Here is a 23,084-nt window from a genome sequence, read left to right on the forward strand (position 1 = left end):
TCTCGCCGTCCTCCTCTGCGCGTGGCGTTGAACACCACGACCTTGGCACATTGCGATGCCGTCTAGGGAGGGCGGCAACCACTCCATCTGACTTGACCTGCGGTCATGAAGAACTTCAGTGGACGACCCTTGGCGTCCGTGACGGCGTGCAGTTTGGTGTTCAACCCGCCCTTGGTCCGCCCGATCAAGCGCCCGCGCTGGTCGTCAGGCCCCCCTTTTTTGCCCGCAGGCTCGAAGCCGTGCGATGCGCTTTCAGGTAGGTCGCGTCGATCATGATGGTCTTCTGCTCGGTGCCTTTCGAGGCCAGCCCCTCCATCATCCTGGCGAAAACCCCCATGTCACCCCACCGCTTCCATCTATTGTAAAGCGTCTTCGGCGGGCCATACTCACGCGGCGCATCGCACCACCGTAAGCGGTGCGTGAACCCCGTCGATCTTTCAGATTGACGGTTTCTGGAATTCCCAAGGCATGAGGTCGTCGATGCGCGACGCGGGGTGGCCGTTAGCGATGGCGGTCAATGTTTCGCGCAGGTAGGCGTAGGGATCGACGGCGTTCAGCTTGCAGGTCTCAATGAGCGATGCCATGCCCGCCCAGGTTCGGCCGCCTTCGTCATGACCGGCGAACAGCGCGTTCTTGCGATTGAGGGTTATGGGTCTGATGGTGTTTTCGACCGGGTTGGTGTCCATCTCCACGCGGCCATCGGTCAGGAAGATTTTCAGGCCATCCCAGTGGCGGTGGATGTAGCCGAGCTTCTCGCCAAGGCGGGATTTGGCGGAGATCCGGCTGCGCTGTTGGGTCAGCCAAAGGCGGAAGTCGGCAATCAGCGGCGCGGATTGCGCTTGGCGAGCGGCGAGGCGCTCCTCGGGTGAGCGGCCCCGGACGGTGGCTTCGACCTTGTAGATCTGGGCGATGCGGCGCAGGCCTTCGGCGGCGATCTCGGAGCCGTCCTTTTGATAGATGTCATGCAGCTTGCGCCGGGAATGGGCCCAGCAATAGGCCAGCGTCAGCGGCGTGCCACCCACGCGCTTTGGTTCGGTCAAGGCATCGTAGCCAGTGTAACCGTCGACCTGCAGGATGCCCTCGAAGCCTGTCAGGATGTCCATTGCATGGTGGCCATGGCGCCCGGGCGCATAGGTGAAGACGACCGCGGGCGGATCGCCGCCGCCCCATCCGCGATCATCGCGTGTGACGGCCCAGAGGTAGCCGGTTTTGGTCTTGCCCGCCTTGGGATCGAGGACCGGCGCACGGGTCTCGTCCATGAAGAGACGGCCTGACCGTTTGAGGTGGACCAGCATCCGGTCAACGACCGGGGCCAGATGGTAGGCTGACACGCCACACCAGTTTGCCAAGGTTGACCGCTCCAACTCCACGCCGCCCCTGCCATAGATCTGGCACTGGCGGTAAAGTGGCAGATGATCGGCATATTTGGAGACGGCGACATGGGCGAGCGTGCCCTCGGTCGGCAACCCGCCTTCGATCAGCCAGTTCGGTGTGTCGGCCTGAATGATGCCTCCATCGCAACGGCGGCAAGCATAGCGTGGGCGGACTGTGACGATCACCTGGAAGCGGGCGGGAACGATGTCGAGCCGTTCGGCACGGTCTTCGCCGATCTTCACCATGTCGGTGCAGCCGCAGGGACATATCTTCTGCGCGGGTTCGATCACCTGCTCGATGCGCGGTAGGTGATCTGGCAGATGGCCAAGGTTGCGCTTGGCTGGCGGGCGTCTGGTTTTGCCATCGGCATTACGTTCGACCAGTGCCTCCCGCGCGGCCTCGGCTTCCGCGACGGCCGCTTCCAGATCTTCAAAGGCCATCTGGCGCTCGTCGGGGGGCAGTTGCTCGGACCGCTTGCCATAAAGCGCATGGCGCAACTCGGCGATAAGGTAATCCTGTCGTTCGGTTTGGGCTTCCAGCCCGGCGACCTTGGCTTGCATCGCTGCAAACGCCTCACGCACGGCGGGCGGAAGGCTGTCCAGATCAAAGGGGAGATCTGCGGGTGCAGACATGGCGATTTATACCGCATGCCCCCACGATTGCCCATATTTACAAGGCGATCCGAGTCATTCTGTCGCGGTGGGATGCGTCGGTCTGGGCGCATGGATGCGGCGCCAGTCAAGCCCTGCAAACAGCGCCTCGAACTGCACCCGCGACAGCCGCATGACCCCGTCGCCGACCTTAGGCCAGGCAAAGCCGCCCTGTTCCAGCCGCTTGTAGATCATCACGATCCCACTGCCGTCCCAGAACAGAACCTTGATCCTGTCGCCACGCTTTGACCTGAACACAACCATCACCCCCGCCTTTGGCGCAAAGCCCAGATCGGCATGCGCCATGGCCGCCAGACCATCGTGCCCTTTGCGAAAGTCTACCGGCTTGGTCGCGATCACGATCCTGACGGCCTGATCCGGAAAGATCACAGCACCTTCGTCAGCGCCGCCACCAGGGCCGCCGCGCGCTTCGGGCTGCAGTCCGGCGACACATGCAAAACTGCGCCACAAATCTCGACCCTGATCACGCCCGTGTCGGCCGACGCGGCAGCAGCATCAGCCAATGGCTCGACCACCAGCGGAACGAATGCCGGGGCCACATCGATCGGCACCACCAGTTCTCTTTTATGCGCCTGACCGCGCCATCCCGAAAGGTGCCGGGCAATCAACCCATACTTCGCCGCAACATCGCAGACCCGCGCGCCGGGTTGAAAACTCTCGGCAACAATCCGCGCCTTGAGATCATCCGGCCATCGCCGCCGCCCGGTCAGACCATCAAGGACCTCGATCCTGGATACTCTCTTCCACCCACGCACCTCCATCCGGTGCTCGTTTTGGTGCTCCACGGCAAGCCTCCCGCAAACTCAGTTGCAGGACGGCATGCCCGAAGTCACATCAAGCCGAAACCACGGGGCTGGCGCACCGCTTACGCACCACCTCAAGCCATTGCGATTGATGAAGATTATCCCGCTTATCACGCGCCGGTCATCCACTCGCGGCTTGCCATGGCTCTTCGGAAAGAACGGTCTCAACCGCTCCATCTGCTCGTCCGTCAACCAGAATAGATTGCTCATCATGCCCCCCGACAGTTCAGGGTCTTGAATCACGCAGCGACGGCAGCCTCAAGCAGATCAATGGGTCTTGAGCCTAGAGTCTGTCCCGCGAAAGGGGGTGAACCGCGCCGGGTTTGCCGGCAACTGTATTCAGGTTGGCGCTGGTTGAAAAGTTACTCCAAAGGGGACGAACGGCGCACGTTAGGAAAATCCATGCGCCTAACCATCACCCCCATACCAACTGCCATGAGCTTGGTGCTGATTTGGCACCGAAACTCTTCATGCAACGCGCCCCTGAACCCGTGTTTGCGAACCTTCAGCGTCGCGTCAGATTCAATGGCTTTGAACTTGCCCCGGGACTGGGCGAAGCGATTTTATCTTCTGAAAGATGTATCTTTTACAGTGACGGGACAAGCTTTCCCGGGTTCATTCTGTTGTCGGGGTCCAGCGCAAGCTTTACCGTACCCATGACCTGCCATGCGGCACCGTGCTCGGCTGCCATCAGCTGTCGTTTGCCAAAGCCGATGCCATGCTCGCCTGTGATGGTGCCGCCTAAGCGCAAGGCGCGCTCGGCCATCCGGGTGGCCAAAGCCTTGGCCGCTTCGCTTTCAGTTGCATCACCTTCGTTTATCAGAAGAATGGCATGAAAGTTCCCGTCGCCTACATGTCCGAGTATCGGCCCCGGCAGGGGCGAGGCGGCGATATCTGCGCGCGTTTCCTCCACCGCCTCGGCCAGCGCCGAGATCGGCACGCAGAGGTCGGTCACCAGCGCAGTGCAGCCGGGACGCGATGCCAGAATTGCCCGATAGGCATCGTGGCGCATTTTCCACAGACGGCTGCGGTCTTCCCGGGCGCTGGCCCATTGAAAGGCCTCGGATCCAAATTGAGCGGCAATTTCGCCGAACCGTTCCGCCTGCTCGGCAACTCCGGCCGGGCTGCCGTGAAACTCAACCAGCAAATGGGCGCGCAGTGGCAGCTGAGTGCCAGAGAAGGCGTTGCAGGCCGCAACCGTCATCTCATCGAGAAACTCTATCCGTGCCATCGGGATGCCGGTCTGGATCGTCGCGATCACACAGTCGACGGCCTCGGTTATGCTGGGAAAGGCGCAGGTTGCTGATGAAACTGCCTCAGGTTGCCCGGTCAGCCTGAGCGTCAGTTCAGTAATCAGCCCAAGCGTGCCCTCGGATCCCACCATCAATGCGGTCAGATCATACCCGGCAGCTGACTTTGGCGCCGAGGTTCCTGTGCGGATCACGCCTCCGTCGGCCAGCACCACCTCCAGCCCCAGCACGTTGTTGCGCATCGTGCCATAGCGAACTGCCGCAGTACCGGAGGCGCGGGTCGCCGCCATGCCACCGATACTGGCATTGGCCCCCGGATCGACAGGAAAGAAAAGCCCCGTCGCTCGCAACTCCTCGTTCAGCCGCTCGCGGGTGATACCTGGCTGAACCACGCACAGCATGTCTTCGGGAGAAACTGAAAGCACCCGATCCATCCGCGTAAAATCCACCGTCACCCCGCCCTGAGTGGCAAGCGCTTGCCCCTCAAGCGATGTTCCCGCCCCCCAACCTATGAGCGGAAAGCCATATCGCGCGGAGAGCGCCCCCAGTCGAGCCACCTCTTCAGTCGTTTCCGGAAAAACCACAGCCCAGGGCGCGGATGCCTTGATATGGCTCTCGCCTTGAGCGTGCTGTTGCAACACGGCATTGGCTGTCGACAACCGCGCGCCGAAGAGAGCAGTTAGATCGGTCAAGGCAGCGGCACAGAGCATAGTTTTTCGCCTAGATTTGAGATTACGTTACGCGATCTTGATGAACTTGGCGCGCGCAGCATCCCATGACATCCAAGTTCATCTCGGGTTCAACACCGATGTGATTGGCCCAATGAGCGAGGATGAACGCGATCGGGCCTGTCAGGCGCTTGCGGTTTGCGAAGGGCACGGCGGTGCCTTCGCAAATTTGACTGGCTTAAAGTGATTTCCAGTCGCCCAGAGTTTCAAAGGCGCGCGCCGCTTGCAAAAGCGTCATGTCTTCCATGTGGCGGCTCGTCAGCATCAGCCCCACCGGCAAGCCGTCGACGTTGCCACAGGGGATCGACATCGAGGGATGGCCCGTCAAATCGGCGACGCAGGTGTTGCGCAGCATATCAAGGCTGTTTGCTACAAATTCCAGAACCGGCGCGTCCCGTTCCATCTGCTTTGTCGCGACGAAGGGCGTCGTCGGCATGGCGATCATGTCAAAGGTTTCAAAAACCTTTTCATAAGCTTGCGAAACAAGATGCCGCTGGTTCTGCGCCTTCCAGTAATACCGACGACCGTGGGTCTTGTTCAGATATTCGCTGGCAAGAATGATGTACATCGCGGCAGGAGGTAGATCATTCGGTCGTGCAGCCAACCCGCGTGTCAGCGCTTCGCCCAGGGCCGTATCATACCACCCCATGAAGTTGCTGCCGTTCCCGGCCCCCTTCAACATGAGGTCATTGACGCCCTGCGTCGCGATGACGCTCCAGATGTAGTAGGCGTCCATGTGCATCGGAACCGAAACTTCTTCGACCTCTGCGCCCAGCTGCCGCAGGCCCTCAATGGCTGCGCGCACCTTTGCATCCACCGCCGGATCGGCTGCGGGCACACCAATATCCTTGCCGTCCTGCGAGAAACCTTCTTTCAAGATCGCAATGCGCTTACCCTTGATGCCGTCCTGAAGCTTGGAGACGAAGTCGAAGCTCTGCCCAGGTTTGACAATGCCGCGCTGCCGCGAATCCAGCGGATCATGACCCGCAATTGCCTGAAGCATTCGCGCCACACCCTCGGAGTCACGCGCCATTGGACCGACGTGGTCAATCGTCATTTCGATGGCCGCAATTCCCGTATAAGGCACCAGCCCATAGGTCGGCTTTAGCCCCTGCACCCCGCACCACGAGGCGGGCAAACGAATCGAGCCGCCCTGATCGCCGCCGATGGCCACATCCGCATCGCCTGCCGCCAGGACCACACCGCTGCCGCTGGAAGAGCCGCCGGTGTTGCGCCCGGGGTTAGCAGGGTTCTTGGCGGCCCCCATGGCAGAGGTGTATCCGGCGCCCGAAAAACTAAGATCCTCGCAGGTCGTGCGCCCGATGATATGGCCCCCGGCATCCAGAATGCGGGTCACAATCGTAGCATCAATGCTGGGCGTAAAGCCTTCAAGCATATGGGAACCGTTACGCATGGGCAAACCGGCCATTGCAACTGTGTCCTTGATGCCAACCCTATAACCCGACAGAACACCCGTGTCGGCACCTTTGATATCGCACTTCCACATCCAACCGTTGAACGGGTTTTCTTCGGCTGTAGGCCGGTTCCCGGTGGTCCGGGGGTATTTCACCTCTGGGCGCAGTTCTTCAAACCGCTCCAGCTGGCGACACGCCGCGATGCTGCCGCTTACCATCTTGTGGAAACTTGCGAGCGTGGCGTCATCCAACATAAAGCCTTCAGCTTTCGCAAGTGCCGCAACAATGTCAAGAGTGGGGTAATTTGGACCGGTAGGCATAAGGCTCTCCCATATCGTCAGGCACGCCCATTCGGGCTAGGTATTGCCTGACCTTAGAGCTAGAGCGGGAGAATGTGCTTGCCCCTGACAGTCAGTTTTTTTGCCCCTGACTGCCAGTCCTTATCGGGTGAACTGCGCCTGTACTCTTCGGGGCGTTATTCCATAGAGCTTCTTGAAACTGCGGCTGAAATGCGCGACGTCTTTATACCCGTGGGCGAAGGCAGCCTCGGTCACGGAACGGACATGTCCCGAAGACAAGGCATTTCGACTGCTGGCCAAACGCTCATTCCACACCCACTTCATAGGCGTCGTGCCAAGTGCGCCAAAGGCTCTGTTCAAGCTTCGAACGGACATGGCTGCAACAGAAGCAATGTCTTCCGGGGTCAAGTCAGCATCGCCGAGGTTCGCCCGGACAAAGCGCATGACCTTCTCCAAACGTGCGGTGTCAATGACGTGAGGATCCGTGTCACGCAGGATGTCACACATCGACGCAAGAACATCTATCATTGAATTGGCAAGTCTGCCGCCAATCGCCTGATCTGACCGCACTTCTTCATCCAGCTCGCTCGCGTGAACCATCATGCTTCCCAGCATGGCACAAAGCGGCTGGTCGGCACCAAACCGCACGGCCATAAGCTCTCGGGCCCGCGGCAAACGGGCTTCCAGCAGGCGCTTTGGCACCTTGAGAATATAGATAGACGCATCCAGATCATAGGCGAAGGGAGCCGAAGAGTCGTAAATCACAATCTCGCCCTGCTCATGCAGCGCACGTCTGCCAAACTGATCGAGCTCTGCACGGCCATTTTTCGCAAAACTGATCATATAGATTTCGTTGTCATCTTGGGAAATATGCGACCGCGTCCGTATCCAATGATGCTGCGGAGCTTGCAAGTGACCGACAAGCACCGATCCCAGGCCAACGATGTTCAATCGGCAATTGCCTGAATCCGCAAAATCGTTCTCAACTCGCGCGTCCGCGCGCGAATAGGCTTTGCAGACATTCTCATGCCAAAAATCAAAGCGTTCCTTTGGCAGGACAGTTGTGGTGTCGAATAGGAGATCCATGAAACAATTGTATGACGAAAACGGCCGAGTCGTCTAACATTATTCCGAGCTTTTTGGTTGCTCTAGCAGACTCTATTGGGGCAGGGACGCACCTCCCGAGGGAATAGCAGACGAACTGGACTTCCATGTCGGAAAGCACCATAATCTTCATTCACCTTGCAAAGCGCGTTTTCCGGTCGCATGGCGCGCGCACCGGCAGGTTTGCCGCGCATTGCGCGGAACTTTCCCGCGATCCGCGGCTGGTGTTCCTTGCCCTACGTTTCGACAGCGCTGTTGCAACACAGGCTTTCGCTACGCCCTCGATCTGAGGGCGTGAACAAGAAGAGCCATGCCAAGTTAAGCGGCAGGCTTTCTTCCGCAGACCCAGATCAAGCCTGTCAACAAGCGGTGGGTCAGATAGCGCGCGCCACTCGCTTCGGCACTCGGCAGATGTTCCTCGCATTGTCCCGCCAGATGTTCCCCCTTCGCGGGCCCCGTGCGGTGCAGCGATTGGGTGCCACGCCGCAAGCGGTCAATGGCAAGCCATGAAAGGCTGCCGAAACAGCCTTTGACGGGGCACTGACCCATAACATCCAAATGTAACTCGTTCATTTCCTTGAGCCGCATCGCATCTGGTGACGACCAGGTGTTTTCAGGCCACTTTTGCGAAGGCTCCCCCCAGGCCACCGAAAGCGGCAAAGCTAAAGCTGCAAGCGTCAGAACATCGCCGCCTCAGCCGATGCAAAGAACTCTGCCGGGGTCTGGCGGTCAACGAACTGACCTTTGCGCATGGTCACGATCTGATCAGAAAGCGCCCGGACAAAATCAACGTTCTGCTCAACAAGGAGTACAGTGAGCCTTTCCCGCGCTCTAATCTGCAGGAGTTTGTCGGTGATTTCTTCGATGATCGAAGGTTGAATGCCATCAGTAGGCTCATCCAAAAGCAGAATTGACGGCTTCTGGATCAGAGCACGCGCCAAGGCAAGGAGCTGTTGCTCGCCGCCGCTCAGCGCACCGGCAGGGCGGTCAAGATATGCTTTGAGTCGCGGGAAGTCTGCCAACACGCCGTCCAGCCCGGCTTGGCCACTTCGTCCTACTGCGGTGGCAGCGAAACGCAGATTGTCCAGAACCGACAATGCCGGAAAGACGCCACGCCCTTGCGGAACATAGCCGATACCCGATTTAGCGCGGGAATGCGGCGGTCGCTTGGTGATATCTTGCCCTCTAAGCTTGATGTGCCCGGCAGAGCACGGCAGCAATCCGATCAGCGTCTTCAGCAGCGTGGTCTTTCCCATGCCGTTATGACCATAGATACTGACGAATTCGTTTTCGCGGACTGTCAGGTCAAGCCCCCTCAGAATCTGGATATCGCCATATCCTGAATGCAACGACTGGAACTCAAACATGACGCTCTCCTGCCGCGCGGCCCAGGTAGACGTCGCGCACCCGCTGGTCGCGCATCACGATATCAAAATCGTCCTCCATCAGGATCGTCCCTTGATGGAACACCGTGACCCTCCGTGCAATCGCGCGAATGAACTCCATGTCGTGTTCGACGACTATGATCGTGGTATCGGCGTTCACTTCCCGAAGCAAAGCAGCCGTGGCTTCGGTTTCCTCGTCACTCATGCCGGCAGCGGGTTCGTCCAGCAGGATAAGCTGCGGGCGAGATGCAAGAACCATTGCAATTTCAACCCATTGCCTCTGGCCATGAGCCAGAGTGCCGACCAGTTTTGGCAAAACATCGCCAAGCTTCAGTCGATCGGCAATTTCGTCCACCAACCCGTTGGCCTGAGCGCCCAGTGCGAGCCGCGAGGCGGCAAGCCAGATATTTTCGCGCGCGGTCAAGCCGTTCATCACATCCGGTATCTGGTTCTTGATGCCGACGCCCTTTGCCGCGATTTGATGAGAGGTCAGCGTGTGGCTGAATTTGCCAAACATGCGTATTTCGCCACCAGTGGCTTTGATCTGGCCGGTCAGGAGCTTGAAGAACGTCGACTTTCCGGCCCCGTTTGGGCCGATAAGGCATCGCAACTCTCCTTGCTGAAGGCTGAAATTGACTCCGCCAACGGCCTTCACCCCACCGAACATCTTTGTCAGCCCGTGGGTTGAGACCACAGGTTCATTTGGCATCTTTAAGGCTCCTTTGAGCTACTTGGGCCAGTCGCAACCGTGACAGCAGATCGCCCAAAGTGGGAACCAATCCACGAGGGAACAGAAGGACAAAGACAATCAGGATTGCCCCCATCACAGTCGAAACTTGACCGACCCCAACCGTTCCCAGCCATTTTGTCAGATACTGTATCAAAGCCGCGCCGATGATTGGGCCAATCAGGGTCGTGCGGCCTCCGACGATGACCCAGATCACGATGAGGGACGCCTGACTCAGGTTGAACATCTCGGGGCCGACGAACGATCCCCATACGGCAAAGAGACCACCCGCAAAGGCTGCGACACCGCCCGAAATGATGAACGTGATCAGACGATAGCGGCGCGTGTCATACCCAAGCAACTCCATCCGCTGTTCATTCTCGCGAATACCGACAAGAATACGGCCGAAGCGGGTTGCCATCAGCAAGCGCAACCCGCAATAGGTCAAAAGCAGCGCTCCACCCGCAAACCAGAACACACCCTCAATCGACAGTGGTTCCGTGAGGAAAGGAAGTTGCAGACCCGGAATGCCGGGAATGCCGTTCTGCCCGTTCAGCCGGACCGAACCGATCACATATTCAGGCCCTGAGGTGGCGCGCACCATCTTTTCAAAGATCAAAGTGACGACCAATGTGACGACGCTGAGATAGATGTCGTTGATGCGCCCGTAGATCATGAAATAGCCCAAGACCGCGGCCATTCCCCCACCGACCAGAACCCCCAACACCAGCGACATCAGGCTGGCATCAGTATTCATGACGAGGATGGTATAGCCATAGCCCCCAAGCCCGAAAAAGATTGTTTGCCCGAAACTCAGGATGCCGACACCACCCCAGAGAAAGCTCATGGACAGGGCCAGGATACCGCAGATAAAGATTGAGGTCAGATCGTATTGCAAAGCCAAGTCTAGGCCGCGTGGCGCCAGAACGAGCAGGACAAAAGCCAGAACGATAGCAGACCACCAGGGCGCGCCAGGGCGCAAGAAGCTACCACCAACAGGATAAATCATCAAAAGCCCCTCCGAAACCGTCCGGTGATGCCCTGAGGCAGCATGCGCAGCAAGACGACAGCAAAGACAAGAACAGCAACCTCGCCCGCAACCGAACTTGCGAGATATGAGATAACTGCGTCGACTGTGCCGAACATCGCAGAGGCCAAAGAGGTGCCGATCAAGGGCAGGCCGCCCGCAACGATGACGTTGATAAATGCCTTTGAAACGAAAGCCGCACCCATCAGCGGAGTCGCCCCGGTCAGCGGCGCCAGCATTGCACCAGCAAGGCCCGCCGCAGCGGCACCAAATCCGAACGTTCCCATGTAGACCAGGTTGGTATTGATCCCAAGCGCACCGGCTATGTCAGGCCGCTGCATCGTGCCGCGCACGACGAGTCCCACCTTGGTGCGGGTGGCAATCAGCCAGGTCACCAGCATCATCAGAATGGTTACCCCGATCAGGACAAAGCTGTAGACCGACATCGTCGTACCCCCGATGGCAACGGTGCCCGGAATGCCCGGCATGCTGCGCGCCTGCGGACCGAAAACGGCGGTTGAAACGCCTATCAACAATAGCGAAAGTCCCCATGTTGCCAGCAATGTATCAACGATGCGCCCGTAAAGATGGCGGATCAACAGCCGCTCAACCACAAGCCCAAAGCAGCCCACAGCCAGGGTTGCCACGATCAGACTTGCCCAGAACGGCAGACCAAGCGACGAACAGTAGACGCAGGCATAGGCGCCAAGCATCATGAATTCGCCATGCGCAAGGTTGATGACTTTCATCATGCCAAAGATCACGGACAGGCCCAGACTGATCAGGGCCAGCAGGGCCACAGCATAGGCAATGAGATAGATGTAGGTCGTGATCACTGATCAGGCCTCCTAGCCTTCCGAAGATGCGGGGCGCAAAATTGCGCCCCGCATCGTTTCACAGAGACGGTTCGTATTGGGTGGTATCAGTGGGGTTCTCGATCAGATTGCAAACTGCCTGCAAATCGGTTGGTGCGCGCTGCGAGAACGATTTGATCACGTCGAAAGACCCCGATCGGTTGCCACTTGCTATATGGACATCCATTGTCAGGTGATGCGTTTGCGGATCAACCGTGTAGAGCCCGCCTGCACCCTGATAGGACACGCCTCCCACAGCGGCTGCGACTGCGTCGGCCGCAACGCTGCCGGCTTTGCGAACCGCTTCAGCCCAAAGCATCATCCCGCGATATCCATACTCTGCATATTCGCCCACATAGTCATCCTCTCCCGAGAACGCCTTGAAACGAGACACAAAATCACTTGCGGCAGGTGTCCCCAAATCATCGAAGAACGAGGTTGCAACGATCAGACCTTCGTTCTCGTCGGGGGAAAGCACCGCGTTTTCGCGGCCCAAGCCATATGTCGTCGAGGCAATCGGAATACTTTTCTTGCCGATTGACGTCTCATACTGGCGATAGAAGGACATGTGCGCATCCCCGACAAGTGCCGACAAAACCACATCGGGCTTAACGTCCTGAATGCGGGCAAGGACTGGTGCAAAGTTGCTGACATCCAAGGGGAAAAATTCCACCGCTACGTCCTCGGCACCCAGCCCACGGATAAACTTTTGCATCCATTTCGCGGTGAGCTGCCCGTAATTATAATCGGCAGCCAGAATATAGGCGCGCTTCAACCCCTTTTCACCGACAACGTATTCGATCAACGGCTGCACCTGCTGGTCGGGAACAAGCCCCGGGCACATAAAGCGAAAGTCACAAACGCCGCCCTCATAGAGCGAATTGTAAATGTAGAAGCCTTTGAACTTCTGTACGATTGGACGCATCACTTCGCGCGAAGCGCTGGTAATCCCACCTAAAACCACGTCTGCTTTATCACGCAAAAGCGCCTGCGTGGTATACTGCGAGTTCAATTGGTTATTTGACTGGCTGTCATAGAACATCACTTCGACCGGTCGTCCAAGCAACCCGCCTGCGGCGTTGATGTCGTCGACCGCCATCGCCGTGGCCTTTATCTGTTTCAACGAGTAGACATTCAGTCCGCCCGTTGCATCCAGAATGTTGGCGATCTTGATCGCAGGTTCCTCAGCAAGACCGGCCTTTGCGAGGAGTCCAGCGCCCGAGGCGAATGCCAGCGCGCCGCTTGCCGTCCGAAGAAAGCTTCTTCTGTTCATGACATCGAATCCCTGTTGTTTGTTTTTCCAGGGGATGGTCCATCTATTGCCGGGACATTGCTTGATCGACATTGCCAATCCACTTGACGATGGAGGCCATCATGGTCCGCCCCCCCCCTTATTGCACCGAATCTGGCAGTCCTACCCGGCCCAAACTGCCAGTTTATCGGGCACCGCCATTGAGGCGCAGCTCGAGCAATAAAGACCCAGAGATACCAAGGTGTGAACCACATGGCAGAAGATTTCCATCGAAGCTGTCGGCGCCGTCATGGAAGCCAGCCTGCTTCTCCGCCCACGCAAGACGCCCAAGTATTGGCGCGCAATCGAGGGAACCAACATATTGCCCCTATGCCAACCTCTTGCCAGACGGCGCGATAGCTACCGGTGTGATTCAGGCAGGCTGATGACCTGCCCGACTATCTATTGTGAAAGATTGGAACGCGCTTTTCCATGAACGCGGCAGTGCCTTCTTTCTGGTCTTCAGTCGCAAACAGCGCGTGGAAGAGGCGGCGTTCGTAGCGGACACCGTCGGCCAATGCCATATCGGAGGCCCGACGAATGGCGTCCTTGATGGACAGAACTGCAGGAAGCGACATCTCGGAAATAAGCCCTGCGGTCTTCAACGCCTCGTCCAACAGGCTTTCGTTGCTGACCACCCGTGCCACAAGTCCCAGGCGTTCAGCTTCCGCTGCATCCATCATCCGCCCTGTTAGGCACATCTCCATTGCCTTGGGCCCACCGATCAGGCGGGTCAACCGCTGACTTCCGCCCATGCCGGGCATCAGCCCCAGTTTAATTTCCGGCTGCCCGAACCTTGCATTTTCGGCAGCAAGGATAAAGTCGCACATCATTGCCAACTCGCATCCGCCGCCGATGGCATATCCTGCCACAGCAGCGATGATGGGTTTTCGCAGTGCGGTGAACTGTTCCCATTCCGCGAACCAATCCTGCGCCTGCATCGAAAGAAAACTCTGCGGTTGCATTTCCTTTATGTCTGCGCCGGCGGCAAATGTCTTGGCCGAGCCGGTGATAACCAGACAGCCGATCGCGGGATCGAGCTCTGCCTCAGTCGCGGCAGCGATCACATCGCGACCGACCTTACGGCTCAGCGCGTTCAGCGCCTGCGGTCGGTTCAAGGTAATCAGCCGCACACGCCCATGTGTTTCTGTCAGGACAGTCTCAAACTCAGCCATCAATATGCCCTCTGGATTCAAAGCGTGGCAACATCGCCGAAAAGTCACGGCCCCGGCCATCCTCTTGCTCGACGAATTGGCCATATAGCTCGGTGGCAAGATGCCCCATCGGCGTATCGGCGTCTGCCTCTGCGGCTGCTTGCTGGGAAAGGCGCAAGTCTTTCAGCATCAAGTCTGCAGCAAAGCCAGGTTTGTAGCCATGGTCGGCAGGCGAAACTGGCCCGACGCCCGGCGCAGGACAATAGGCGTTCATCGACCAGCTGTACCCAGATGACGTCGAGACTACATCGAACAGCTTTTGCCGATCCAACCCCAGTTTATCGGCCAGAGCGATTGCCTCGCAGGTTGCGATCATCGTCACGCCGAGGATCATGTTGTTGCAGATCTTCGCTGCCTGCCCGGCTCCGGAACCGCCGCAGTGAACGGCCTTCTGCCCCATAATGTCGAACAAGGGCAGGACGATAGAAAAAGCGGCATCCGTCCCGCCGATCATAAACGTGAGCTTGCCCGACTGCGCTCCCGTAACGCCACCCGAAACCGGAGCATCCATCGCCAAAAGACCCGCCGCTTCTGCCTGGCTTGCGACGGCACGCGCGCTTGCCACATCAACTGTCGAGCAGTCACAGAACACCGCGCCCTTATCCGCCGCAGGGATGGCTTCCGCAGCGACACTGCGCAAAATTTTGCCATTGGGTAGCATCGTTATAATCACGGCGGCGTTCTTGCACGCCTGAGCAACCGACTCTGCCTTGACGACGCCACTGGGCATTGGCGCGGTCAGATCAAACCCCGACACGTCGTGTCCGACAGCAGCCAGATTGGCAGCCATTGGTCCGCCCATATTGCCAAGACCGATGAAAGCGATACGCATAGCGTCCTCCTGTTGAGATCAAAACGTCAGATCTGTGGCCTCGAGAGGTGCCAGCATCGCCGCTGCCAGCTCTGTTTCGACATCTTCGACACAAGAATGCCGCCACTTCGGGACGCTGCCGCGTTCGATCAGGCGGGCGCGAATACCTTCCAGAAAGTCTCCGGCACGCAAGAACCTGCAACCCGCGCGGTACTCAAGCCTCAACGCGTCACGCAGATCACCGCCCTGCTTCATGCGGCGCAGCGCTTCAAACGCGGTGGCCAGAGCAAGGGGCGACGCTGCTCTGATCGCATCAAGAGCTCTTGTGGCCGCCGGAGTGCCTTCAGAGCCGAGCATCTGAACCAAGGCAACAAGATCGTCCTGAGCGAAAATCGAACAGAGATTCGCGTCGAACAAGGAATGTGCATTTGCAGGTAGAGCTACGGCAAACTGCGTCAGAAGGCTGATGTCGCCTGTTGCCTCAAGGCTGGACTTAACCTCCGGCCAGCGAGCCTCGGGTATGTGGAGATCGGCAAAGCCCGCTGTGATCGCGTCGGCCGCAGCAGCCCTTGCTCCGGTAAGGGCAAGCCAAGTGCCGATCCCCTCGGGTGCACAGCTTAACAGCCAGGTTCCCCCCACATCCGGAATAAAGCCGATACCGCATTCCGGCATGGCCAGCTGCGCAGTTTCGCCCACAACGCGGTGGCTGGCATGACAGGCAATGCCAACACCGCCACCAAGGCAAAATCCGTGAATGAAGGAGACAACCGGTTTGGGATAGTTGGCGATCAGATCATTCAGGCGGTATTCTTCGCGCCAAAAAGTCTCGATCTCTTGGTAAGCGCCCGAACGACCCTGCGCATAGATTGCGGAAATATCGCCTCCGGCGCAAAACGCCTTCGGCCCCGCAGCGTCTATCACAATCAGGCGGACCGAAGGGTCCGTGCGCCATCCCTGCAAGGCAAGCGTCAGTTCGCTGATCATTCCCCGAGTAAGGGCATTGAGCGCCGCAGGGCGGTTCAGGGTCAAATGGCCGACTTGCCCCCGAAGACAGGCAATAATCTCAGGGGGGCTCATGTATTGCCTCCCAGCAAACCCCGGGAGATAATGACCCGCATGATCTCGTTGGTGCCTTCAAGGATCTGGTGTACCCGCAGATCACGAACAATCTTTTCAATGCCATAATCGGACAGATAGCCGTAGCCACCATGCAGCTGCAGGCAGTCGTTGGCGACGGCGAAGGCCGCATCAGTGACGAACAGCTTGGCCATCGCGCACTGCCGGCTCGCATCAGGAGCGTCAGTGTCCAGTTTCCAGGCTGCCTGGCGCAAGAAGAGTCGTGCCGACTGCAATTTGACTTCCATATCGGCAAGGCGAAACTGCAAGCTCTGAAATTCACTGAGTTTTTTTCCAAAGGCCCTGCGTTCACCCATGTAGCGCAGCGTTGCATCAAAGGCCGCCTGAGCGCCGCCCAGAGCGGTGGCCGCAATGTTCAGGCGCCCCCCGTCCAGCCCTGACATAGCATAGCCAAAGCCGCGGCCAATCTCGCCAAGCAGGTCCACCTCGGCAACTGGAACATCGTCCATCTGTACCGCGCGGGTTGGTTGAGCGCGCCAGCCCATCTTGGATTCCAGCGCACCAAAGCTCAGGCCTTGGACGTCTGCCTCGATAACAAAGGCCGAGATTCCGCGCGCGCCCTCGTCGCTGGTCCGCGCCATGACGATATAGGCATCGGAATATCCCCCCCCCGAAATGAAGGCCTTTGTGCCGGTAAGCCGCCAACCGGTCTCGTCACGCACCGCACGGGTGCGCAAAGCGGCCGCGTCTGACCCTGCACCAGGCTCTGTGAGGCAATAAGACATAAACAGGTCCATTCGGCAGACTGCCGGCAAGAGCCGTGATTTCGTTTCGTCTGTCCCAAACTTGTCGATCATGGCTGCACACATGTTGTGTATCGACAAGAGAGCGGCAACCGAAGGACATGCCATAGCCAAGGCTTCGAATGCCAAAGTCGCGTCAAGGCGCGAAAGGCCAGAACCCCCATAGCGCTCACTGACATAGATGCCACCAAGCCCGAGGGCTGCAAGTTCGCTCCAGAGGCTGCGGGGGATGGTTCCGGCATCTTCCCAGGCGCGTGCATGGGGCGCAATCTGGCTGATGCCGACATCCCGTGCCATGTCGAAGATCGCCTGCTGCTCTTCTGACAGAGAAAAATCCATTGTCTGTCTCCCTAAAGATGCAAGGCCCGCCCGAGCGCCCGCAGACTTGCTTCATGAAAGGCCTCACCGCGCGTTGGGTGGGCATGGATTGTCGCGGCGATGTCTTGCAAGGTGGCACCCATTTCGAGCGCAAGAGCAAATTCACCCGCAAATTCGGCGACGCCGGACCCTACGGCCTGAATCCCCAGAATTTCTCGGCCCTCCGCGTCAGAGATCACCCGGACGAAACCTTCGGCGCGGTGGTCCGACAGGGATTTTCCATTGGCGGCAAAGGGGAAGCTGGCCGTTGTCGTGGCGCCCCGCGCGGCGGCCTGGTCTGGCAAGAGCCCCACCGAGACCACCTCCGGGTCAGTGAAGCAAACCGCGGGCATGGCTCGGTGATCCCAGTGTCTCCGGTGCCCCGCCACGATCTCGGCCACCATTTCGCCCTGTGCCATCGCACGATGGGCCAACATCGGCTCGCCCGTCACATCACCAATTGCAAACACACCGGACATTGAGGTGTGGCATCGCGCATCAATGTGCAAAAAGTTGCCGTCCATCGCCAGATCAAGATCTGCAATCCCCGCCATCCGACTGCGCGGCCGTCGCCCGACAGTGACCAGAACACGCTCAGACGCGACCTCTTCGATCGAACCTGCCTGCGCGACGGAGAGAATGCCATCTGCGTAACCTTCGGCCTTTGCGTTAAACATTACCGCAATACCGAGTCGGCGCAGATTCTGTAAAACCGGCATGGTCAGATCCTCATCCCATGCGGGCAGAATGCGCGGTCCGGCCTCGACAATGGTTACAGTCGTGCCCAGCTTGGCGAAGGCCATGCCCAATTCCAAGCCGATGTAGCCGCCCCCCACCACCGCCAAGGTCGCTGGGAGAGCATCCAGAGACAAAGCGGCAGTGGAGGACAGCACCGGGCCGCCGAAAGGCAGGCTCGGAAGTTCAACCGGCTCTGACCCGGTAGCTATGACGACCGTTTCGGCCCGAATAAATTGTTCGCCGTCTGGCGTGGCGACGACGAGGGTCTTGCCATCGCGAAAGGTGCCACGACCCTTGATTACCCTGACCTTTGCCTTGCGCAACAAGGCGCCCACGCCGGAGGACAACTGGCTGACGATTCCGTCTTTCCACGTCATCGCCTCGGACAAGTCGAAGCGGGCTCCAAGGCTGCGCACACCTGCCACCGGATTCCGGGCGGCCTGCGCAATGCGGTGGAATTCCTCTGCCACATGAATCAGAGCTTTTGACGGGATGCAACCCACTGTAAGACAAGTCCCGCCAAGTGCCTCTTCTTCGACGAGGACCGTATCAATACCCAGTTGACCGGCACGGATCGCGCAGACGTAGCCCCCGGGGCCACCCCCTACAACAAGCAGTTTGCAGCTGATCTCGTTCATATCAGGCCTCGACGAACAAAAGTGCAGGAGTTTCCAGTAGCTCTTTCAGCCGCTGAACAAAGACCGCCGCATCCCAACCGTCGATCACCCGATGGTCGAAACTGCAGGAGATATTCATCATCTTACGCGGCTCAAAGCCCGACCCATTCCAGAACGGTCGCGTGGACATTCGGTTCACCCCGACAATCGCCACCTCCGGCACATTCAAAATCGGCGTCGTCGCAATGGCTCCAAGCGCCCCGAGCGAGGTGATGGTGATGGTGGATCCCGAAAGTTCCTCCCGCAGGGCGCGCCCCTCGCGCGCAGCTTCCGCCAAGCGCGCGATTTCTGCGGCGGTGGAGCGCAGGCCAAGCGCTTCGGCGTGGCGCAGAACCGGCACGACCAGCCCCCCCGGGGTCTGTGCCGCGATACCAATATGGACGCCACCAAATTTTCTCAGGATGCCTGCGGCGTCGTCGTGGTGGGCATTCATCGCTGGCTGCTCGGCCACCGCGCAGACAATCGCCCGGGTAACAAAGGGCAGCAGCGTCAGCTTGACGGCATCCTTCGCAGATTTGGCCCGCAGGTTAAGGCTTTGGCGCAGGCCCTCCACCGCGGTCGCGTCAATCTCTTCCACGATGGTGATATGGGGGATGCGGTTCGCTTCCTCCATGCGTTGCGAAATCCGCTTGCGCAAACCGATCAGCTTGATTTCGTCAATCTGGGTATTGGGCCTCAAACCGGCGGGAGCGGCCGCCAAGGGATTGAACCCTTCGACATCCGAGCGCAGGATGCGGCCCTGCGGGCCCGTCCCGCCGACCAGGCGCAAATCTACGCCAAGCTCCCGCGCAAATGCGCGAACCGAAGGGGCCGCAAGGACGGCACCGGGCGTGGGCTTTGCACCTTGACCTGTCGGTTTTGGCTGATCAGCCTGGGAAACTTCCGGTTTCGGAACGCTTGGCTCGGCGACAACGGCAGGCACTACTGGCGCTTGCTGTTCAGGTTCCGGCGGGACGTCACGTAGATTGCCCGCCCCCTCCACCTCTAGCCGGATCAGCTCTGCACCGACGGCGATGGTATCCCCCACCGCAGCGCCGCAGGCGATGACGCGGCCCGCCACCGGAGAGGGAACCTCCACCGTCGCCTTGTCGGTCATCACCGCGACAATCGGTTGATCCTCGGCCACCAGATCCCCGGGAATGACAAGCCATTCCGCGATTTCGGTTTCCGCGATGCCTTCGCCAATATCTGGCACGCGGATAATATGAATGCCCATCATTGCACCTCCATCACGCGCTGACACGCCGCGGCAACCCGGGCCGGACCGGGAAAATAGTCCCATTCATTGGTATGGGGATAGGGCGTGTCCCAGCCAGCCACACGTTCTACCGGGGCATGGAGGTGCCAGAAGCATTCAGCCTGCACCAAAGCAGCCAGCTCCGCGCCAAATCCCGAGGTCAGGGTAGCTTCATGCAAGACAACGCAGCGTCCGGTTTTCTTGACGGAAGTAACAATGGTCTCCAGATCCAGTGGCAAAAGCGTGCGAAGATCTATCACCTCGGCATCAATCCCGGCCTCAGACACGGCCGTCAAAGCCACATGCACCATTGTCCCATAGGTCAGAATCGTCAGCCTTGACCCAACACGCCGAACCGCAGCCTGGCCGAGCGGAATAAGGTAATGGCCGGAAGGCACCTCGCCCAAGGGATGATTGCGCCAGGGTGAAACCGGGCGTTCGTGATGGCCGTCGAAGGGGCCATTATAAAGACGCTTAGGTTCGAGAAAAATCACCGGGTCAGGATCGGCAATCGCAGAGAGTAGCAGACCTTTGGCATCCTGCGGGTTCGATGGCACCACTGTCTTCAAACCGGTGACATGGGTGAAGAGCGCCTCGGGACTTTGACTGTGAGTCTGGGCGCCGAAAATGCCTCCACCGGTGGGCATCCGGACCACCATCGGGCAGGTAAACTCACCCGCCGTGCGATATCTCAGGCGCGCCGCCTCGGAGACAAGTTGATCATAGGCAGGATACATATAATCCGCGAACTGGATCTCGACCACAGGCCGCAGCCCGTAAGACGCCATGCCAACGGCGGCCCCTACGATTCCAAGCTCCGAGATCGGCGTATCGAAGCATCGCGCAACGCCGTGTTTCTTTTGCAGACCGGCAGTGCAGCGGAACACCCCTCCAAAATAGCCAACGTCCTCGCCAAACACGACAACACGTTGGTCTTCGGTTATCGCAACATCCAGCGCATCGCGGATGGCTTCGATCATTGTCATGGTGGCCATAATCAGAAACCCGCTTGCTGGCGTTGGCGCCGCAGATGAGCAGGCATCTCGGCATAGACGTCGTCGAACATTTCGGCAGGGCTGGGGCGTTTGCCCGAATGCAGCGTCCCGATCGCTTCTGCTTCCTTCTGGGCCTCAATCACTTCGGCCAGGGCCTCGGCCTCAGCCTGGCTATGACGCTCTTCGGACCACACGCCCAGGTGAATCAAATGCTGCTTCAGGCGCGAAACAGGATCGCCCAGAGGCCAGCACGATCCTTCATCGGTCGGACGATAGGCCGATGGATCATCCGAGGTGGAATGACCCGCAGCGCGATAGGTGACGTATTCGATCAGCGTCGGGCCAAAATTTCTGCGCGCGCGCTCAGCCGCCCATTTAGCCACTGCGACGACGGCCAGATAGTCGTTGCCATCAACGCGCAGGGCCGGAATGCCAAACCCATGCCCGCGCGCGGCAAATGTACCGGAGCCACCGCGGGCCACACCCTGAAAGGTTGAAATCGCCCATTGATTGTTGACGATATTCAAGATCACCGGTGCGCGATAGCTTGAAGCGAACACCATGGCGGCATGAAAGTCGCTTTCTGCGGTCGATCCGTCCCCGATCCAGGCTGCTGCGATCTTGCTGTCGCCCGCGATTGCAGAGCCCATCGCCCAACCGACCGCCTGAATATACTGGGTGCCCAGATTTCCGGAAATCGAAAAGAACCCATGTTCCTTGGACGAATAGAAAACTGGAAGCTGACGTCCGCGTACTGTATCGCCGTCATTGCCAAAGACTTGGCATATCATGGATTTCAAGGGATAGCCCGAGGCCATCAGGAGCCCGGCCTGTCGATAGGTGGGAAAGTTCATATCCCCTGGCAACATTGCGCGCTGAAACCCGCAAGAGACGGCCTCTTCGCCCAGATGTTGCATGTAAAAGGAAGTCTTCTGTTGACGCTGCGCAAGCAACATCCGCCCGTCGTAGGCGCGCAGCAGCAGCATGTGGCGCAGCCCGCGCAGCAACTCGGCGTGATTGAGGCCTACCTCATTGGCCCAAGGACCAACGGCACTCCCATCATCGTCCAGGACACGTATCATCCCGAAAGCCAGATCGCGTATTTCTTCGGCCGGCGTATCTACATCTGGCCGCCAGATCTCGCCTGCGACAGGTTTTTGAAACGCCTTGAAATCCGGCGAGTCGCCCGGACGCACGCTTGGTGTTTCAAAGCGGAGGGCCAGTGGTTCCCTAACTGGGGCGTGCAGTGTCGTCATCTTGGTGATCTTTCGCTCAGGTCGCGGCACGGCATGATCTGTATCGCACCGGCGAGCAGGTTCACAATTTCGGGCATGCGCCCCAGACGCCGCACGTAGCTGTCGGGCGACACGGTACTCGAGCCAGCAAAGTCGATTCGTACATAGGCCATCGTATCGGGGTCTCTGGCAGACGCCTTCACAACCAGTCCGCTTAGGTCAAAACCCGATCGGGCCAGCTCATCAAGCGCGCGCTGAAGATCAGACAGCGGGGAGGGGGTATGGAATGTCACAAAATGCATAGCAATCCTCCCTTGGCTCTCGATAGGTTTACCGGATTATTGGCAAAATTTCCTTTCTATTAACTTGATTTTTGTGCATTATGCCAAAGTATCTTTTGGAAAAATCAATGAACAAAGAACAATCATCTGGCAGGACATTGGATGCTATTGATCGCAAGATCCTTCTTGCCCTGACCCGCGAAGGTCGGCTTACGAACAGCCAGCTGGCCGAAAAGGTAGGGCTTTCGGCCAGCCCTTGCTGGCAACGTACGCGCCGTCTTGAATTGGATGGGTTCATCCGTGGCTACACCACTGTTCTTGATCGCGAGATGTTGGGCGTGGGTGAAACGGTGCTGATCGAAGTGACGTTGGATCGCCATGATGACGCGGTCCTTGAAACCTTCGGCAAAGCTATGGCCGATATGCCTGAAGTGATCGAGGTGTGGCTGGTCACTGGGGAATACGATTATATAATCAAGGTCGCAGTGAACGGTACCCGAGGCTATGAAGAGTTCCTGCGCAAACGGCTTTATCTAGTGCCCGGCATCCGCCACTCCCGCTCTAGTTTCGCATTGCGCTGCATCAAAGAGGGCAGTGTTCCGATCTTCGGGTAGCTAACTCAGGCAGAACAATCAGGTCTGAGCTAATGGGATGAACTGCCTTCCCACCAAACCGCTGCTACTGTGGCGAACATAGGTGGAGAGAGGAGCATCTGATGGACATCAAGGTTT

21 protein-coding genes and 2 pseudogenes are annotated in these 23,084 nt (G+C 58.7%); 1 reads left to right on the forward strand and 22 read right to left on the reverse strand.

Annotation, left to right across the window (positions count from 1 at the left end; all coding sequences use genetic code 11):
- Positions 1-89: 89 nt before the first annotated feature.
- From J2X53_RS21510 to J2X53_RS21615, 22 genes and pseudogenes are all read right to left on the reverse strand, one after another.
- Positions 90-412 (reverse strand): annotated as a pseudogene (locus tag J2X53_RS21510) (IS5/IS1182 family transposase); the annotation flags it as partial.
- Between the two features lie 25 nt (positions 413-437).
- Positions 438-2,006, reverse strand: a complete 1,569-nt coding sequence (locus J2X53_RS21515) for an IS66 family transposase (RefSeq protein ID WP_349039548.1) — start codon at positions 2,004-2,006, stop codon at positions 438-440.
- Between the two features lie 54 nt (positions 2,007-2,060).
- Positions 2,061-2,414, reverse strand: a complete 354-nt coding sequence (gene tnpB / locus J2X53_RS21520) for an IS66 family insertion sequence element accessory protein TnpB (protein ID WP_349039549.1) — start codon at positions 2,412-2,414, stop codon at positions 2,061-2,063.
- Positions 2,411-2,830: a transposase gene (locus J2X53_RS21525; RefSeq protein WP_349039550.1), complete on the reverse strand. Its 420-nt coding sequence runs from the start codon at positions 2,828-2,830 to the stop codon at positions 2,411-2,413. The genes tnpB and J2X53_RS21525 overlap by 4 nt, the downstream gene beginning before the upstream one ends.
- An 84-nt stretch (positions 2,831-2,914) precedes the next feature.
- Positions 2,915-3,058: pseudogene (locus J2X53_RS21530) on the reverse strand (transposase); the annotation flags it as partial.
- 376 nt (positions 3,059-3,434) lie between these two features.
- Positions 3,435-4,808: an FAD-linked oxidase C-terminal domain-containing protein gene (locus J2X53_RS21535; RefSeq protein ID WP_349039551.1), complete on the reverse strand. Its 1,374-nt coding sequence runs from the start codon at positions 4,806-4,808 to the stop codon at positions 3,435-3,437.
- A 196-nt stretch (positions 4,809-5,004) separates the two neighbouring features.
- Positions 5,005-6,561 carry an amidase gene (locus J2X53_RS21540; RefSeq protein WP_349039552.1) on the reverse strand — a complete coding sequence of 519 codons (1,557 nt, stop codon included), beginning with the start codon at positions 6,559-6,561 and terminating at the stop codon, positions 5,005-5,007.
- 120 nt (positions 6,562-6,681) lie between these two features.
- Entirely contained in the window at positions 6,682-7,626 is a 945-nt protein-coding gene (locus tag J2X53_RS21545) for a helix-turn-helix domain-containing protein (RefSeq protein ID WP_349039553.1), read from the reverse strand.
- A gap of 695 nt (positions 7,627-8,321) precedes the next feature.
- Positions 8,322-9,011: an ABC transporter ATP-binding protein gene (locus J2X53_RS21550; RefSeq protein WP_349039554.1), complete on the reverse strand. Its 690-nt coding sequence runs from the start codon at positions 9,009-9,011 to the stop codon at positions 8,322-8,324.
- Positions 9,004-9,738 (reverse strand): ATP-binding cassette domain-containing protein, encoded by a 735-nt coding sequence (locus J2X53_RS21555; RefSeq protein WP_349039555.1) that lies wholly within the window; start codon positions 9,736-9,738, stop codon positions 9,004-9,006. Before J2X53_RS21555 ends, J2X53_RS21550 begins: the two co-directional genes overlap by 8 nt.
- On the reverse strand, positions 9,728-10,765 hold the full coding sequence (locus tag J2X53_RS21560) for a branched-chain amino acid ABC transporter permease (RefSeq protein WP_349039556.1): 1,038 nt from the start codon (positions 10,763-10,765) through the stop codon (positions 9,728-9,730). Before J2X53_RS21560 ends, J2X53_RS21555 begins: the two co-directional genes overlap by 11 nt.
- Positions 10,765-11,619 carry a branched-chain amino acid ABC transporter permease gene (locus J2X53_RS21565; RefSeq protein WP_349039557.1) on the reverse strand — a complete coding sequence of 285 codons (855 nt, stop codon included), beginning with the start codon at positions 11,617-11,619 and terminating at the stop codon, positions 10,765-10,767. Before J2X53_RS21565 ends, J2X53_RS21560 begins: the two co-directional genes overlap by 1 nt.
- 58 nt (positions 11,620-11,677) lie before the next feature.
- Positions 11,678-12,982 carry a transporter substrate-binding protein gene (locus J2X53_RS21570; protein WP_349039558.1) on the reverse strand — a complete coding sequence of 435 codons (1,305 nt, stop codon included), beginning with the start codon at positions 12,980-12,982 and terminating at the stop codon, positions 11,678-11,680.
- 344 nt (positions 12,983-13,326) lie between these two features.
- Positions 13,327-14,103, reverse strand: coding sequence for an enoyl-CoA hydratase-related protein (locus J2X53_RS21575; RefSeq protein WP_349039559.1), 777 nt, complete (start codon positions 14,101-14,103; stop codon positions 13,327-13,329).
- Positions 14,096-14,974, reverse strand: coding sequence for a 3-hydroxyisobutyrate dehydrogenase (mmsB, locus tag J2X53_RS21580; RefSeq protein ID WP_349039560.1), 879 nt, complete (start codon positions 14,972-14,974; stop codon positions 14,096-14,098). Before mmsB ends, J2X53_RS21575 begins: the two co-directional genes overlap by 8 nt.
- A gap of 18 nt (positions 14,975-14,992) precedes the next feature.
- Positions 14,993-16,030 (reverse strand): enoyl-CoA hydratase/isomerase family protein, encoded by a 1,038-nt coding sequence (locus tag J2X53_RS21585; RefSeq protein WP_349039561.1) that lies wholly within the window; start codon positions 16,028-16,030, stop codon positions 14,993-14,995.
- A complete protein-coding gene (locus tag J2X53_RS21590) occupies positions 16,027-17,172 on the reverse strand; it encodes an acyl-CoA dehydrogenase family protein (RefSeq protein ID WP_349039562.1) in 1,146 nt (381 codons plus the stop codon). Before J2X53_RS21590 ends, J2X53_RS21585 begins: the two co-directional genes overlap by 4 nt.
- Before the next feature lie 11 nt (positions 17,173-17,183).
- Positions 17,184-18,566, reverse strand: coding sequence for a dihydrolipoyl dehydrogenase (gene lpdA / locus J2X53_RS21595; RefSeq protein ID WP_349039563.1), 1,383 nt, complete (start codon positions 18,564-18,566; stop codon positions 17,184-17,186).
- A 1-nt stretch (position 18,567) separates the two neighbouring features.
- Positions 18,568-19,821 (reverse strand): dihydrolipoamide acetyltransferase family protein, encoded by a 1,254-nt coding sequence (locus J2X53_RS21600; RefSeq protein WP_349039564.1) that lies wholly within the window; start codon positions 19,819-19,821, stop codon positions 18,568-18,570.
- Positions 19,821-20,837 (reverse strand): alpha-ketoacid dehydrogenase subunit beta, encoded by a 1,017-nt coding sequence (locus J2X53_RS21605; RefSeq protein ID WP_349039565.1) that lies wholly within the window; start codon positions 20,835-20,837, stop codon positions 19,821-19,823. The genes J2X53_RS21600 and J2X53_RS21605 overlap by 1 nt, the downstream gene beginning before the upstream one ends.
- 2 nt (positions 20,838-20,839) lie before the next feature.
- Entirely contained in the window at positions 20,840-22,093 is a 1,254-nt protein-coding gene (locus tag J2X53_RS21610; RefSeq protein WP_349039566.1) for a thiamine pyrophosphate-dependent enzyme, read from the reverse strand.
- Positions 22,090-22,374 (reverse strand): hypothetical protein, encoded by a 285-nt coding sequence (locus J2X53_RS21615; RefSeq protein WP_349039567.1) that lies wholly within the window; start codon positions 22,372-22,374, stop codon positions 22,090-22,092. The genes J2X53_RS21610 and J2X53_RS21615 overlap by 4 nt, the downstream gene beginning before the upstream one ends.
- Before the next feature lie 107 nt (positions 22,375-22,481).
- Here J2X53_RS21615 and J2X53_RS21620 point away from each other — a divergent pair, with 107 nt between their 5' ends.
- Positions 22,482-22,967, forward strand: coding sequence for an Lrp/AsnC family transcriptional regulator (locus J2X53_RS21620; protein ID WP_349039568.1), 486 nt, complete (start codon positions 22,482-22,484; stop codon positions 22,965-22,967).
- Positions 22,968-23,084: the final 117 nt, after the last annotated feature.

Origin of the sequence: Pseudotabrizicola sp. 4114 (assembly GCF_031457365.1) — a bacterium.
Taxonomy (GTDB): Bacteria; Pseudomonadota; Alphaproteobacteria; order Rhodobacterales; family Rhodobacteraceae; genus Pseudotabrizicola.

Excerpts from the sequence above, each read along its gene's own strand:
- J2X53_RS21515 (WP_349039548.1), bottom strand. The coding sequence starts at position 2,006 with ATGTCTGCACCCGCAGATCTCCCCTTTGATCTGGACAGCCTTCCGCCC.
- J2X53_RS21535 (WP_349039551.1), bottom strand. The coding sequence starts at position 4,808 with ATGCTCTGTGCCGCTGCCTTGACCGATCTAACTGCTCTCTTCGGCGCG.
- J2X53_RS21540 (WP_349039552.1), bottom strand. The coding sequence starts at position 6,561 with ATGCCTACCGGTCCAAATTACCCCACTCTTGACATTGTTGCGGCACTT.
- J2X53_RS21545 (WP_349039553.1), bottom strand. The coding sequence starts at position 7,626 with ATGGATCTCCTATTCGACACCACAACTGTCCTGCCAAAGGAACGCTTT.
- J2X53_RS21550 (WP_349039554.1), bottom strand. The coding sequence starts at position 9,011 with ATGTTTGAGTTCCAGTCGTTGCATTCAGGATATGGCGATATCCAGATT.
- J2X53_RS21555 (WP_349039555.1), bottom strand. The coding sequence starts at position 9,738 with ATGCCAAATGAACCTGTGGTCTCAACCCACGGGCTGACAAAGATGTTC.
- J2X53_RS21560 (WP_349039556.1), bottom strand. The coding sequence starts at position 10,765 with ATGATTTATCCTGTTGGTGGTAGCTTCTTGCGCCCTGGCGCGCCCTGG.
- J2X53_RS21570 (WP_349039558.1), bottom strand. The coding sequence starts at position 12,982 with ATGTCGATCAAGCAATGTCCCGGCAATAGATGGACCATCCCCTGGAAA.
- J2X53_RS21575 (WP_349039559.1), bottom strand. The coding sequence starts at position 14,103 with ATGGCTGAGTTTGAGACTGTCCTGACAGAAACACATGGGCGTGTGCGG.
- mmsB (WP_349039560.1), bottom strand. The coding sequence starts at position 14,974 with ATGCGTATCGCTTTCATCGGTCTTGGCAATATGGGCGGACCAATGGCT.
- J2X53_RS21585 (WP_349039561.1), bottom strand. The coding sequence starts at position 16,030 with ATGAGCCCCCCTGAGATTATTGCCTGTCTTCGGGGGCAAGTCGGCCAT.
- J2X53_RS21590 (WP_349039562.1), bottom strand. The coding sequence starts at position 17,172 with ATGGATTTTTCTCTGTCAGAAGAGCAGCAGGCGATCTTCGACATGGCA.
- lpdA (WP_349039563.1), bottom strand. The coding sequence starts at position 18,566 with ATGAACGAGATCAGCTGCAAACTGCTTGTTGTAGGGGGTGGCCCCGGG.
- J2X53_RS21600 (WP_349039564.1), bottom strand. The coding sequence starts at position 19,821 with ATGGGCATTCATATTATCCGCGTGCCAGATATTGGCGAAGGCATCGCG.
- J2X53_RS21605 (WP_349039565.1), bottom strand. The coding sequence starts at position 20,837 with ATGGCCACCATGACAATGATCGAAGCCATCCGCGATGCGCTGGATGTT.
- J2X53_RS21610 (WP_349039566.1), bottom strand. The coding sequence starts at position 22,093 with ATGACGACACTGCACGCCCCAGTTAGGGAACCACTGGCCCTCCGCTTT.
- J2X53_RS21615 (WP_349039567.1), bottom strand. The coding sequence starts at position 22,374 with ATGCATTTTGTGACATTCCATACCCCCTCCCCGCTGTCTGATCTTCAG.
- J2X53_RS21620 (WP_349039568.1), top strand. The coding sequence starts at position 22,482 with ATGAACAAAGAACAATCATCTGGCAGGACATTGGATGCTATTGATCGC.